The sequence below is a fragment of the Endozoicomonas acroporae genome, assembly GCF_002864045.1.
Classification (GTDB): Bacteria; Pseudomonadota; Gammaproteobacteria; order Pseudomonadales; family Endozoicomonadaceae; genus Endozoicomonas; species Endozoicomonas acroporae.
Window position 1 is genome coordinate 1 of record NZ_PJPV01000077.1, and the last position, 12,269, is coordinate 12,269.

Sequence of the window (12,269 nt, forward strand, 5' to 3'; positions counted from 1 at the left end):
TATTGTATGAAAGTACCAGTCAATATCAGACTTTCACCCATCCCTGGCCGCTTTGCCTTGCCATAGATCGGTCTCGCCGTACATCATCATAAAGCCGGGCAGAAAGCGATCATCAATCGAGCTGATTCGCTCCCCGACACTGATGGCATAACCTCGATTAATCCAGAAACACGTCAACATCCCGGAGGAATACCTGGTGATGGTCCGACAGGGTAAATGCTGCTATGGCTTCTGCCGTTTTTGGTTCAAATAAGATTGGCTTCATTCTTATTGCTAACTCAGTTTTGTTGATGTAGATCAATTATTTAATTGCGGTAAGTACGTAATCTGTACTCATTCATTGAGTGATTGCCGAAGTCGGTAACGATTGTTTCGGGGCCTGGTAATAAGAACACCAAATACTCACTCTCTGCCTAAGAATAAATACCACCCAAATAATAATAAAAACGGCTTACGGCTGATGGATCAGCACTTGCAGCCTTGCCTCGGGTGAGGTTTTTTTATTGTTTAATACGGGGGTTGTGCAATTTACCCCGTATTCAGGCGGATAGGATAATACGCCACTGCCGGTAAAATAATAGACATATTCAACCGACGAGAGCCTTGAGTTGAATAAAACACTGCATCAGGGAAGAGGTGTTCAGGTATCACAGTGATGTGAACCAATGGAAGCCTCGAAAAACCAGGCAGGATGCACAGGAAACCCCAACGACACTGTTCGTTCTCTACGGCCTCGCTTTATGCGGGGTTTTTGTTTTGCTCAGTTATTCACTGCTGGTTAAAAAATAACCGCTCTGTTTTTGGCCCGTATTTCCCCCTGTTTTCCTGACTATCCCACGGGTTGTTCACCGGGTTATCCACGGAATTGGTGGACGATTAAAGTCCCTGGTCAAATGGTCGGTAGCTGGTGATGCTATATCTACGAATACCCGTTGGAACCAATCATCACCCACTGACAGGAGAAAATGATCGTGTCGCTGCCATATACCAACCGGACAGGGAAAACGTATTTCCTTTATCAGGGTGTCACCCGTACCGGCAAGCCCCGCTACTATTTTTCAGGTCAAAAGAAGGCTGAGGCAGAGCAAATCAGTACGATTCCTGAGGGGTTTGAAATTTATGAACGGCCCGAAAATGGCCAGGTCTTCCTGCGCAAGGCGATGCCCCGGTTAATCAAGGAATCTGAGCAGCAGTACATAGCTTCTGCACTGGAAGCCCTGAAAGAGTCTTTCCGTTACCGGATGGCTTGCCAGCAGCAGTATGTGACCGTTTTTGAATCCTCTGCAGGAGATACGGCAAGAGAGATAAAGGAAGCCGGATGGCTCGGAAACCTGAAGCCAGATTACATGGAGAAGATGGTCAGGCAGAGCCGCTTTATGCCGGTTCTGCGTTTTGAATTGGTTGATGATACGAAGCGTCAGTTTCATGCTCAGCGCTTCTGTTTTCTGGGCAGCATTGAGGACTGGATATCCCTGAAAGGCCCGGGTGATTTGAACGCACTGGCCAGCCAATACATTCCTTTGCTGGGGACGGATGCTTTTTATGAAGTGCCCTGGTGATCAGGCCAATATTCCCACCATCTTTACCGCACTTCTGGTATTGCCCGGGCCTCTGTCACAGTGGCAGAGTTCGCTGTCATTGAGTTTAAGCGTCGAGTGTTGCCGTTTCATCACGCGCAAACGCTAACAATTGATCAAGCCGTTCCCGGGCATGATCAGCGTCTTCAAGTTTGCGATCGACAGGAATCTGGTAGAGCTGTTTGGCGCGTTCAATATCCGCAGGAACATCGCCGTAATGGGCGCGGGAAAAGGTCGGATTATAAATATCCCCCCAGCCAATATAACTCCAGGCAGAGTCCGGGTAATCCTTCACCAGGGCGGTAAAGGTGGCATCGCCCTCTTCATATGCCCTGGCCCGAAATTGCAGCTGAGCCATGGCCCGTCGGTAAGCCTTGTGTGTATCCTCCTCTGATTCCGGGAAATGCTCAAAAAACTCCTGAAAGAACGTAATACCTTTTTCTATAAAAGAGGGCTCATCAAGCGCGGCATTTAACAAATGCATATCCATCTCGGAGCCCCAAGAGTACAGGGTAAATTCCATCCTGGAGCCAATGGTGTCCAGAGATGTCTTGTCCTGATAGAGTTCTTTGATTACTTCCCAGGCATCCAGCCAGATTTCGCAGGCATCAACTTCAGGCTTATCAAAGCCGGTTGTTGTTTTATTGTCACGCAGTACTGCAAAACCCTGGTCAATCAGCTGCTTTAGTTTGAGTTCTTCTTTTGTTAAGGGTGGAGCCTGGAACTCTTTAATCTTGTCTCGCCATTCTGCGGATACACCTGTCCCTGCCAGACTGCCTGAATAGCGTTCATCTTTGGGCAGGTTTATGCTGGCGATTTGTAAGTAATAATCATTGGGTCCCGTCCAGGTCACATCATGACTGACAATGAAGCGAGGGTCATCTGCATAGAGGAAGCGTCGTGCGGTGATCAGTCTGTCGAAGTGTGGTTCCATTACCTCTAACAGCTCGGGCTGTAACTGCCTTAACCCTTCGGACAACTCTTCACGCATTTCCAAAGCCATTGCTTCTGTCACAGCCCCCATGTTCCAGCACCCGGCGACCATGGTAATGATGTTTTCTATATAATTGCGGCCTGTCTGGGTTCCATCCAACAAGGTGCCGGCAAATTCACTCAGCCTTTCAGAGAGCTTCGGCAGGCCGGATGGTAAGTCCATGAAAGTCATGGATGTGGATGTCTGCTGTTTTTTTACCTGAAGTTGCTTTTTCTTCCGTCGTTTAAGCTCTTTTTGCCGGCGCTTCTGGCCGGTGGTTAGTTTAGCCATGATGAGACCTGAACCCTTCAATCAGAAAGCAAAGATGATAAATCAACCCAATAAAAAGTGCTGCATTATTGCTCCCTTTTTTCTGACACCCCATCACTATAGATGCCTGTCTACCCAGATAAAATTATTCTGTTCCAGCTTCTGCTCACCACGCCAACGGTAAGCCACCAGTTTGCCGCCAGGCCTTGCGACACTGTAATCAACGCAGGCTACGCTGTCGCTCAAAGCCCCGGGATATGAGAACCAAAGGGAAACTCGGCAATAAGCTCAGCATGATCCCGGATATTTTTTTCATTATGGTGGCGCAGGTAATCTCCGGTGCCATCGGGTATCGAGTAGCAGATGGCATTGAACTCATGATTGCCCATCACGGCAAGCGCGCTTTCCTGTTCTACCATTGAACGACAAATATCTACTGTTTTCCGGTGCTGTCCCTTGCCATCGATAAAATCCCCGACAACTATGGCTTTGCGTTCAGGGTGTTTATAAACCGTTCCCTGTCGTTGATAGCCAAGCTTCAGCAATAGAGCTTCAAGTTCATCAGCCCGGCCGTGGATATCTCCAATAATGTCGTACATTTTTATTCTTCTCGTTGGTAAGTGGAGGTGTAAAAGATGGCGGATCAGCATCAGTCTGACGATAGAAAATCGATCAACTGATCATGATCCAGGCTGTGATGCCACGTTGGAAAATGTTGTTCAATAAACTGATCCACAAGCTCTCTGGCCAGCATGTTGTGCTGAAAATCCTGATCACGAATACGCTTCAGTGATTGTTGATACTGCTTTTGATCCAACAGGCCAGCCCTGAATTGCTGTTTTAGCTCTGGTTTTTTTGTGGACAACTCAGCCTGAAGAGCCTTGTGCTCCGCAATCTTTGAGAAAACCCCCTCGCTGCCATGCAATACAGCTTGCAGTGACTGACGCTTACCATCCAAAAGCAAAAGATCATTATAGAGTTCCGACAGCAGCTCTGAAGCTACCTGATCCCCAATTTCCAGAAAGTTACGACTGGCCCTGGCAAAGGTCGGCACATACCGGTGAGCACTGTATCCGGAGAACGGAGCAGTGATTTCAATGGATAAGCCTGCGCGGGAGAGGTCGGTGATGGTTCCGGAGACTGACTGACCATTGATGGTCATAGAGATAAGTTTTTCCATGGGTATTCCTCTTTAGCGAGATTTATTAAGCGCCTGCAAGTGGGAGTAAATTGGCGCTGTTATTTTCAGGTTATACATTCTGATTCATTGGTCAAAGATCAGCCCCGGTTGATATACATCGCTATTCTCAGTTCCACCAACTCCTGCATCATCTGATGCAAGGTCGCTTTATGCTGGGGAAGAACCTGTTCCTTGCAGACAAAACGACCACTGTCTATCACAAAGGGGTCGTTATCTTTGTTTGAGTAGAATTTAATGGGATTGCTGAGCCAGTATTTATGCCAGGCTTTGCTGTCAGCAGTGAGGGTTTGCTTATTTTCAGGAAGATCTTTGGCGAACAGATCTGGCCGACGTTTCAGGTGGTGCCAGCTTTTTTCCGCCAGCTGTTCAGTGGTTGGCGGGTTGTCAAAACCATCAAGGTCAAGGAATGCACTGAGCAGGATCATTTTAAAGGACTTGGCCATGGCGGTTTTCTCAACAGTATTTCGAAGAAAATCGCTGTGGCGTTGCAACACCTCTGTTTCCTGCTTCATCAGATCCTGCTGGTTAGCAACCAGCTGAAACCAGCTATTGTGCTGCTGGCTAACCCGGCTGAAGGGCATCTGAATTTCATTCAGGTAATGGTAGAATTCCGTAGCGGTTGGGCGATAATCAAGCAGGGTCTTTAATGACTGGTATTCATCTTCAATGCTGTCTTTCTGTTGCCGGGCAAGCCGGTTTAATAAATCGATGACGGTGGGCTCATAATTAACAAAACAGCCATCCGCCAGTTCTGCACTCCCAGAGGCAATCTGCTTTGCCAGTTGTTGTCGCAAAGGTTGAGGATATCCGCCTGGTCGGTTCGTTCTGGTGTTGCGGTCAGTCCTAACAGAAAGCCCGGGGAAAAGTGACTGAGGATATTTCTGTAGGTGGCAGCGTGCGCATGGTGAAACTCATCCACCACAATGTAGTCAAAGTGGTCGCTGGCAAATTGCTTAAGATGGCTATGGCGGCCAAGGGTCTGGACGGAAGCAAAGAGCAGGTCGGCATTCGCCGTCCGTTCCTTGCCATTATAAAAGCCAACATGGGCTTTGGGCAGGATACGGGTGAAGGCTTTTTGTGCCTGCAGCAGTATCTCTTCCCGATGTGCCACAAACAGAATCCTTTTGGCCTTGAACTGTCGGGTATCAAAGGCGGCCAGCCAGGTCTTGCCCAGTCCTGTGGCCAGTACCACCAGTCCACGCTGATAGCCGGCCAGTCGACTGTTATGAAGGGCTTGCAGGGCTTCGATCTGAATATAGCGGCGTTGCTTCCATGTTTACTTAAATCCTGATTAGCAGGGCATTAAGCCATTGTTCATTGGCTCTGCCTGGCCGAAGGTCGAATGTTTGCCAGTGATGGCTGATCTTCAGTGGCGTATTGTTGAGAATATCTATAAGACCAGAGTAGTTTAAATCAGTGAAATTCCGACCATTACGGATGAGCTGGTGATTTTCGCCCAGCTTAAACGAACAATAGAAGATGCCACCCATTTTCAGGAACGAGGCCAGATGGGTGAAGGTATCGGAGAGTTCTGTATAAGGAACATGCAGGAGCGAGGCGCAGGCCCAGATACCATCAAATTGCTGTTTTGACTGGAAGTCTTTAAATAATGAATGCTCAACAGCCAAGCCAGTGCGATTCCTGGCCATATTGGCCATGGCTTTACTGCCGTCGAATGCTGTTACCTGATAGCCCAGCTCCAGAAAGGCCTTGGCATCTCTGCCTGAACCACAGCCAGCATCCAGTATATGACCATATTCTTGTATATGTGGCAGAAAGTGTTGATACAGGGACTGGGTATCAACGTCGACCGTTGTGTTAAAAACAGACTCGGCATTCAGGTCATAGAAGGGGATGCTGTCTGACATTAGTGAGGGTTACTGGTAATACTTCAGATGGCTGTATGATGCCATGGGTTCTGACCCGCGCCATTTATTATCCGGAAACTTTGCCCGGAGATTGTTCAACACCTGGTCACCAGACAGCGTTTTCCCCTCTTTCTCATCGATGGCGCCAAAAGACAATAGTTTCAGTAATCCGGCTGTGTTATCGGACGCAGGCTTATACTGCAGAAAATTATTGCCCGTTTTGATCGGATCGTTGTGCAAACAGACGTTAATAAAAGAGAAGCCCTATGACTATCCGGGTAGAAACCGCCACGACCATTGGCAAAGCCATTATTCTTCAATTTCATCACCGTAATGAGAAAGAGTGTGAGGATGATGTCCAATATATTCCCATACTGAAAACGGTCATAAATGGTGCCGTCTCCACCATCACAGACCCGTTAAGCCAGCGGCAAGTCCAGCAGGCGCTGTACGATTATGCCCGTGAGCTGTATATGCAAGCCTGGGTAGCCAATGGTGATGAGGATGATCCTGCTATTGATGAAGGACTGGAAACCTTTGACTACATTTATGAGCATGAGATGTGGCCTGAGTGATCTCCAGAAGCTGTCAGCTACAAACCATTCTTGTTAATAAACTCTGAGAGATTCGATGTTTATCTTCCCTGAAACTGAAAAAAAACTGAAAGCCAGAATTTCCAGCTATCGATCGGCGCTCAACAAAGAGAAAAAAGAATATCACTTCATCAGTGATGGCAGCGGTAAACGATATGTTCTGTTCAGTCTGTACCTGGTCCTGAACGATTTGCAAAAGTCAGAGAGTTACTTTAACTGGTACCAGGAAGAATTTCCTGATGATGCGGGTGAACCGATCCAGAAATTGTGCTGGTCTCTGGGCCTGCTGAGAATGAACAAACCGGTGGAAGCACGCTACAGGCTGGCGGATCTGATGCTGTCAAATCTTTATCTGATCCCTTACGTGCTGGGCCAGCCCCTCGAGCAGGAATATGATATCTGGCATGCATCCAACTTCCACAATCTGGATTATATTTATGACTTGCCAGAAGAGGTCAATAACGCGATTACGGATAACGAGCGGAAGTGGATGGGTGAGGCGTATGGCTCACTTGAGTTTCGCCGTATCAGAAAACGATACATCGAAATTTACCATGAGTTGTTAACTACTAAAGAGCTTGCTGAGCGAACAATATTACTCAACGAGTCTCGTGGTTTATTGGTGAAATAAACTGAGAGGTACAAATGGGGCATTACTGTAGGATTTGTGCCTGTAGCAAGCCAAATGAACAGTTTTCTGGCAAAGGGCATAAGAATCATATCTGCAAAGAGTGCTCTAGGAAACCCAAAGAGGAAAGATGTGCAATTGATCAGGAAAATGAAATATTTGGTTTTATGCGTCAGTCAACTATTTCCAGGAAGAATATAGCGCGTTTGCATAAACTGAAACTGTCGGCTAACCAGCGTGTCGCCGAGCTGGCTGCCATTACTTTAGCGGTTGCACTGGTTAAACCACACAAAAAGCGCAGGCTGAAGGTGTTGGCCAAAGAGCATAGAGAGCTGTTTATTAAAGTCAGTGAGTCTGGTCTTATTTATGCCCACCATTACTGATCATCCAGCAAGCTACCGGGTTTGGAAACACCAATTTGTTCGAAAGAGTTCGAGGATTTTTTATGGGGTGTTTTGATTGAGAGGAAACTGGACGAGTGCGTTAATGACCCCGATGGCATACTCGCCAGCAAGCTCTCTGGCATTATTGACCAAAGGCGCTTGAGGTTTGCTGAAGATCGTCGTTTTATCATGGATTTTCGCCTGGAGTTTACTGAAGACAATTGCATGAATCTGCAAATAGCCAGCATGCCGATAGCTCAAAACGAATTTCTGGCAATGCAGGCAGCCAGGGTGATGGCTATGGAAGATGAAACTTTGGGAGCATAAAATTCCCGGGGTTTCGGACTTCAAGCTTTAACCGTGACGATTTTGCCCGGCTTGCCGTGTAGCCCTGGCTGAGCGACTTCTGATAGGCATCCCTTTTTCTTGAATCCCACTGGTCATGGTCTCTGTATCGTCGTGCTTTTACAGGTTATGAATATGATCCACCATCCCGGGATTTCAGTTCATATGCCCAGCGATGCAATGATTGCCCCTGGAATCCGGAGCCTTCGTGATCAGTTAAGCAGGGCAGGATAAATTGGGGAAGATAACGGCAGCCCACCGTGATAAGGTGAAACTCAGGTCTATTACCCAAGCGGCAAAGTGGGGCTAATAACAACCGCAGTCAGAGCCGGGAGCGATTCCTATGATATCTCTGATGATTCATGAGCCTGATAGTGGGACAGGCCGGTGTTGGATGGTCGGATGTATCAAAAATAAAAAACGGCCCCGGTGATCTGGCCGACTGGCCTCCGTAAGAGGCCATTACCTGCAAAAAAAGTGATCCCAAAACACAATAACTATCTGGGGATAATATGGAGTGTTATCAGCAGCAGTTTGGTGGTGACTATGCACTGGGTATCCGTATACCTGGGTACTTTCAGGATATCTCTTATCGCCATGATACCGGCCCTGCCTTTACCTGGACCCAGGGCCACCGGATTCTGAAAATCTGTGTGTTGCCGGAGATTCTCCAGGATCGGGAGATCACCGGTGCCTACCGTTACACCCTGATGGAAATGGAAGCGAACGGCGAGGATGACGACTGCCCGGCATTTGTGGCGATCCATTTTGAAACGGACTCACCGGTGGCGTTTGAGCAGGTGATTTTTGACCGGGGGCGGTTGCAGGGCTTACTGAACCGTAACTGATCAGCCGGTTGTACCCCGATAGCGGGGATGGCTTGATACCCTTGGGCTGGCCGCCTTTTCTGCGACAGAAGCACCGTAAAAACCTTACTGCCGGTAGTGCCTCTTACCGGAAGTAATATGTTGATTGGTATGAGCTTTTTTAAAGCTTGAAGTTTTCATTTATCAAGGATATCCGGTTACTTTGAATTAAATTTTCCGCTCATTAAGTAGTTGGCCAAATGGAATCGTATATTTCTGGCTAAGTGGGCAGTTACTATGCAAGGCGCAACGCAGGGAGCATAGCCGTAGCTATGTGACCGGAGTTGCAACGCCGCAGAGTGACTGACTACTTAGTCAGAAATATATGATTTCATTTGGTTAACTACTTAACATATGCCGTGGAATCCTTACCTTCCCTACGAGGCTTATGGAGCCTGAATCTGGTATCACGCTCCTCAAATGGTTTTGAGGAGTCTCCAAACTCCTCAACGAGGCTTGTAGAGCCTGAATCGGGTATCATGCTCCTCAAATGGTTTTGAGGAGTCTCCAAACTCCTCAATGGTGCTTGTGGAGCCTGAATGTGCTATCAAGCTCAAGTGGTTTTGTGGAGTCTCCAAACTCCTCAACGAGGTTTGTGGAGCCTGAATCAGAGATTCCACTCCTTAAAAGGCGTGAGAATTCAGAGCTATCCGCGTTGGAATACACCCTGACCTTCAGTAATTTCTAACAGCTCTGCAAAACAAAGTACCGCAGGACGCCTCCCGGAAGCCGGTTTGATCTCCAATAAAATCCCGGCATCGCGCAGTTGACGGAGTAAAGCCGGTGTGGTTTTGGGATGAATGCCGTACTTTTCTTCAAACTGTTGAATAATATCCGTGGTGCGAAAGATGGGGCGACTAAACAGCGCATCCAGTAAATGAACAGAATACTGGGAACGGGTAATGTGTTGAATTTGATGCTTCATATGTTCATACAGCCCCATGATGTTTCTCACCCGCGCACTGTTTTCCCTGGCCTGAAGGGTGATTGCTCGCAAAAAGAAAGCAATCCACCCATTCCAGTCTCCTTCTGAAGAGATCGCCTGGAGACGCTGGTAATATTCGTCACGGTGGGCTTCCAGGTATTCGCTCAGGTAGAACATAGGCTCGGAGAGAATTTTTTTCTGGTACAGGAATAGTGGGATCAGGATGCGTCCAATCCGGCCATTACCATCCTTGAATGGATGTAACAGTTCGAATTGCCCGTGTACCACAGCGACCTGAAGCAGAAAGTCGCAGTCATCATAATCGATATAACGTTCCCAGGACTCAAGGTGCTCCATTAATCGCAGCGGTGAGGGAGGCACAAATGTCGCCTGTTCCATGGAGCAACCCGCCCGGCCAATCCAGTTCTGATCGTTGCGAAATTCACCGGGAGATTTATTCTGTCCCCGAACGCTGTTGAGCAGTATGCTGTGCAACTCACGGATCAGGCTTAAACGGATGGGATAAGCTTTCAGGTGTTCACTGGCCTGAAACAGGGCAGAGCGGTAGTTTGAAATTTCCTGGATATCCTTGAATTTCTCGCTTCCTTTTCCAGCCCTGCCTCCTGCTCCAGTACCTCATCAACGGTGGCCTGAGTACCCTCAATCTTGGAAGAGAGTACGGCCTCTTGAGTGGTCAGTGGCGAGAGCATCACCGCAGGGTTTGGTATCCCTTGTAGCAAACCATCGTACCGGGCAAGCTCAGCGTTTGCCTCGCCGACCAGGCTAAACAGGGCGCGAAAGTCAATATTCTCCAGGGGCAGCGTATCTGGCTGATCAGGGGGCATCCTGTTGGTATCCTGAGCCAATATTATGGGTTTGATTGTAGCGCGGCATGGGTGTGTATGATACGGGGTGACCGATACCCGGATAGCATATCTGGCCATGTCGACGGATTCAGCGTTCTATAAATTTCAGAACGATGACAGGATTGCCCGCAGGCAAAAATTTGCCTGTCCCTTCTTGTTGGTTACGAGTTGTGCACTGGGTGGATTGTAAAATGCGATTTGTAATGCCAAGAAGCATGAAGCAAACGCTTCGCAGGTATGGGCGATGATCAGAGAAAATATCTTTCAGTGTTGAACACTGTCGTTTAGATGACCACTTTCGCTGGGTAACCAGAAGGTATTTTTCATTAAAATTTTTCCTAAAAAAAATGGTTAAAATATCGAAAAATAATACACACTTGCGCATTTTTTCCTAAAACGATTTGAGCTAAGTTGTTGAAATAAATATAAGAGTAACACGCTAGCCTTAGATACTGGTAGCTGTATGGTTGTGGAAGTTCGAGTCTTCTCCTGGGCACCAATTCTCAAAGATATGTCGTGTAATTGGCGGCAAAAAAAACCGGACAACTGCCCGGTGATATCTTCTCTCATCTCTCTTCCCTTTTGTTATCTCGTACCCTGTACTTCCTGGGTTTTTCGGATATAGATTTTCTTCGCTTCCAGTGTTTTGTGGCCGGAGACCAGTCCTTCATGGTCAGAGACTCCCTTTGCCTTGAGATCGTGGAAGTGCCATTTCTCGTCAATGAGCCCTTCATCCACCGCACGGTTGATCAGTTTCTGCCACTGGCTGTCTAAAGTGTTCTTGTGCATCTTTTGCCCCGGTGACATCTGAATGCCTTTTTTGGCGATTACGTTGGGCGCACCGAACACATATTCAAACTTCTCACCGTTGTTGTAGTCTTCAAGAAGCTTGAGGGCTTTTCTCAGGCGCGGGATCAAGAGGGTGATTTCATCCAGTGAGCCTTTGGCCCGTTTCAGCTGTATGCCTCTTTCCAGCAGCTGGTTCCGCTTCATATTGATCAGTTCGGAACGTCTTGCCCGGCAGATGTAGGCGAATTCCATCACCGCTTTCCAGAACGGATTGGCCAGATAGTAAACGCAGGCGTAGTCTTCATCGCTGACGTACACATCCTGACGATTGGGGCGTGGGAAAGCTTCGCAATCCAGCGATGGATTGGGCGGTACCCCTTTTTCGACTGGCGTGCACCAGCTTTCACGGTCTGTGTGATCATCAGGTTGACTGCAATTTAGCGATCCGGGAGAGAGGTTAATCGTCCTCTGGTTCCCCCCAGATCTCTCGGGCCTTTTTTGTGAGCACCAGCAAGGCAGCAGTTTCTGCTAATGCCTTGTCCTTGCGCTTGAGCTCACGTTCGAGTTTCCTGATGGTTTGCTTGTCTTTTTTCTGCTCAACCGTCAAGGCCTTACGTTGTTCTGATGGGCTGACAGATTTGGGCGACACACCGCTAATTAAAGGCTCGTTTCCACTGTTCAATTTGTTCAGCAAAAAGGCCTTTCTTACGACAGTATTCAGCCATTTCTGCTTCATTTAAGGCCGCTGTTTCAATGATTACGGCTAATTGGTTTTCAGGTGTCCACTGATCTGGATTTTTTCCGTCGCCTGGCACAGGTATTCCTTGAGATAAAGCTTTCTTTCGCCAAGTGTACAGAGTCACATCAGAGATACCAGTATCACGTACCAGCTGAGAAACAGGCACATGATTTGGTGGCATCATCTTCTGAATGATGGACTCTTTGAACTCTTCTGAATAGCGGGCCATTGATCACTCACTGGCCG

20 protein-coding genes are annotated in these 12,269 nt (G+C 47.8%); 6 read left to right on the forward strand and 14 right to left on the reverse strand.

Going from position 1 to position 12,269, the window contains the following annotated elements:
- Positions 1-33: 33 nt before the first annotated feature.
- Positions 34-180 carry a hypothetical protein gene (locus CX664_RS26395; protein ID WP_180966490.1) on the reverse strand — a complete coding sequence of 49 codons (147 nt, stop codon included), beginning with the start codon at positions 178-180 and terminating at the stop codon, positions 34-36.
- Positions 181-971: 791 nt separating this feature from the next.
- Between CX664_RS26395 and CX664_RS13315 the strand changes: the two genes are divergently transcribed.
- Positions 972-1,559: a hypothetical protein gene (locus tag CX664_RS13315; protein WP_145999997.1), complete on the forward strand. Its 588-nt coding sequence runs from the start codon at positions 972-974 to the stop codon at positions 1,557-1,559.
- Positions 1,560-1,644: 85 nt separating this feature from the next.
- Here CX664_RS13315 and CX664_RS13320 read toward each other — a convergent pair whose 3' ends face one another.
- The 8 genes from CX664_RS13320 to CX664_RS26400 all read right to left on the reverse strand — a co-directional run bounded on the left by CX664_RS13320 (position 1,645) and on the right by CX664_RS26400 (position 6,045).
- Positions 1,645-2,841 carry a hypothetical protein gene (locus CX664_RS13320; protein WP_101747211.1) on the reverse strand — a complete coding sequence of 399 codons (1,197 nt, stop codon included), beginning with the start codon at positions 2,839-2,841 and terminating at the stop codon, positions 1,645-1,647.
- Positions 2,842-2,937: 96 nt separating this feature from the next.
- Positions 2,938-3,066, reverse strand: a complete 129-nt coding sequence (locus CX664_RS27790) for a hypothetical protein (RefSeq protein WP_276328487.1) — start codon at positions 3,064-3,066, stop codon at positions 2,938-2,940.
- The gene (locus CX664_RS13325; RefSeq protein ID WP_101747212.1) at positions 3,063-3,419 is read right to left on the reverse strand and encodes a metallophosphoesterase; all 357 of its coding nucleotides are present in this window, start codon (positions 3,417-3,419) and stop codon (positions 3,063-3,065) included. Before CX664_RS13325 ends, CX664_RS27790 begins: the two co-directional genes overlap by 4 nt.
- A 50-nt stretch (positions 3,420-3,469) precedes the next feature.
- Entirely contained in the window at positions 3,470-4,000 is a 531-nt protein-coding gene (locus CX664_RS13330; RefSeq protein ID WP_101747213.1) for a hypothetical protein, read from the reverse strand.
- Between the two features lie 98 nt (positions 4,001-4,098).
- Positions 4,099-4,815 carry a hypothetical protein gene (locus tag CX664_RS13335; protein ID WP_101747214.1) on the reverse strand — a complete coding sequence of 239 codons (717 nt, stop codon included), beginning with the start codon at positions 4,813-4,815 and terminating at the stop codon, positions 4,099-4,101.
- The gene (locus tag CX664_RS28160) at positions 4,719-5,276 is read right to left on the reverse strand and encodes a DEAD/DEAH box helicase family protein (protein ID WP_101747215.1); all 558 of its coding nucleotides are present in this window, start codon (positions 5,274-5,276) and stop codon (positions 4,719-4,721) included. The genes CX664_RS13335 and CX664_RS28160 overlap by 97 nt, the downstream gene beginning before the upstream one ends.
- Positions 5,277-5,301: 25 nt before the next feature.
- Positions 5,302-5,889: a class I SAM-dependent methyltransferase gene (locus CX664_RS13345; protein WP_101747216.1), complete on the reverse strand. Its 588-nt coding sequence runs from the start codon at positions 5,887-5,889 to the stop codon at positions 5,302-5,304.
- A 9-nt stretch (positions 5,890-5,898) separates the two neighbouring features.
- Complete coding sequence (locus CX664_RS26400) at positions 5,899-6,045, reverse strand: hypothetical protein (protein ID WP_180966491.1); 147 nt, start codon at positions 6,043-6,045, stop codon at positions 5,899-5,901.
- 110 nt (positions 6,046-6,155) lie between these two features.
- On the opposite strand from CX664_RS26400, the gene CX664_RS13355 reads away from it, so the two are divergent.
- The 5 genes from CX664_RS13355 (at position 6,156) to CX664_RS13375 (ending at position 8,686) form a co-directional block, all read left to right on the forward strand.
- Entirely contained in the window at positions 6,156-6,464 is a 309-nt protein-coding gene (locus CX664_RS13355; protein ID WP_101747218.1) for a hypothetical protein, read from the forward strand.
- Positions 6,465-6,519: 55 nt separating this feature from the next.
- A complete protein-coding gene (locus tag CX664_RS13360; protein WP_101747219.1) occupies positions 6,520-7,113 on the forward strand; it encodes a hypothetical protein in 594 nt (197 codons plus the stop codon).
- A gap of 164 nt (positions 7,114-7,277) precedes the next feature.
- Positions 7,278-7,493, forward strand: coding sequence for a hypothetical protein (locus CX664_RS26405; protein WP_163370559.1), 216 nt, complete (start codon positions 7,278-7,280; stop codon positions 7,491-7,493).
- A gap of 21 nt (positions 7,494-7,514) precedes the next feature.
- The gene (locus CX664_RS13370; RefSeq protein WP_101747221.1) at positions 7,515-7,820 is read left to right on the forward strand and encodes a hypothetical protein; all 306 of its coding nucleotides are present in this window, start codon (positions 7,515-7,517) and stop codon (positions 7,818-7,820) included.
- A gap of 530 nt (positions 7,821-8,350) precedes the next feature.
- Positions 8,351-8,686, forward strand: a complete 336-nt coding sequence (locus tag CX664_RS13375) for a hypothetical protein (RefSeq protein ID WP_101747222.1) — start codon at positions 8,351-8,353, stop codon at positions 8,684-8,686.
- Between the two features lie 664 nt (positions 8,687-9,350).
- Here CX664_RS13375 and CX664_RS13380 read toward each other — a convergent pair.
- From CX664_RS13380 to CX664_RS13390, 5 genes are all read right to left on the reverse strand, one after another.
- The gene (locus tag CX664_RS13380; RefSeq protein WP_219622188.1) at positions 9,351-10,124 is read right to left on the reverse strand and encodes a Fic family protein; all 774 of its coding nucleotides are present in this window, start codon (positions 10,122-10,124) and stop codon (positions 9,351-9,353) included.
- 35 nt (positions 10,125-10,159) lie between these two features.
- Positions 10,160-10,474 carry a Fic/DOC family N-terminal domain-containing protein gene (locus tag CX664_RS27050; RefSeq protein WP_219622189.1) on the reverse strand — a complete coding sequence of 105 codons (315 nt, stop codon included), beginning with the start codon at positions 10,472-10,474 and terminating at the stop codon, positions 10,160-10,162.
- Between the two features lie 606 nt (positions 10,475-11,080).
- Positions 11,081-11,602 (reverse strand): tyrosine-type recombinase/integrase, encoded by a 522-nt coding sequence (locus tag CX664_RS13385; protein WP_101747223.1) that lies wholly within the window; start codon positions 11,600-11,602, stop codon positions 11,081-11,083.
- 139 nt (positions 11,603-11,741) lie between these two features.
- Complete coding sequence (locus tag CX664_RS25720) at positions 11,742-11,978, reverse strand: hypothetical protein (RefSeq protein ID WP_145999998.1); 237 nt, start codon at positions 11,976-11,978, stop codon at positions 11,742-11,744.
- A complete protein-coding gene (locus CX664_RS13390) occupies positions 11,938-12,252 on the reverse strand; it encodes a transposase (protein ID WP_101747224.1) in 315 nt (104 codons plus the stop codon). The genes CX664_RS25720 and CX664_RS13390 overlap by 41 nt, the downstream gene beginning before the upstream one ends.
- Positions 12,253-12,269: the final 17 nt, after the last annotated feature.

Coding starts and splice junctions, on each gene's coding strand:
- CX664_RS26405 (WP_163370559.1), top strand. CDS start 7,278: ATGCGTCAGTCAACTATTTCCAGGAAGAATATAGCGCGTTTGCATAAA.
- CX664_RS13375 (WP_101747222.1), top strand. CDS start 8,351: ATGGAGTGTTATCAGCAGCAGTTTGGTGGTGACTATGCACTGGGTATC.
- CX664_RS26395 (WP_180966490.1), bottom strand. CDS start 180: ATGTTGACGTGTTTCTGGATTAATCGAGGTTATGCCATCAGTGTCGGG.
- CX664_RS13345 (WP_101747216.1), bottom strand. CDS start 5,889: ATGTCAGACAGCATCCCCTTCTATGACCTGAATGCCGAGTCTGTTTTT.
- CX664_RS13355 (WP_101747218.1), top strand. CDS start 6,156: ATGACTATCCGGGTAGAAACCGCCACGACCATTGGCAAAGCCATTATT.
- CX664_RS13325 (WP_101747212.1), bottom strand. CDS start 3,419: ATGTACGACATTATTGGAGATATCCACGGCCGGGCTGATGAACTTGAA.
- CX664_RS13390 (WP_101747224.1), bottom strand. CDS start 12,252: ATGGCCCGCTATTCAGAAGAGTTCAAAGAGTCCATCATTCAGAAGATG.
- CX664_RS27050 (WP_219622189.1), bottom strand. CDS start 10,474: ATGCCCCCTGATCAGCCAGATACGCTGCCCCTGGAGAATATTGACTTT.
- CX664_RS13330 (WP_101747213.1), bottom strand. CDS start 4,000: ATGGAAAAACTTATCTCTATGACCATCAATGGTCAGTCAGTCTCCGGA.
- CX664_RS13320 (WP_101747211.1), bottom strand. CDS start 2,841: ATGGCTAAACTAACCACCGGCCAGAAGCGCCGGCAAAAAGAGCTTAAA.
- CX664_RS13360 (WP_101747219.1), top strand. CDS start 6,520: ATGTTTATCTTCCCTGAAACTGAAAAAAAACTGAAAGCCAGAATTTCC.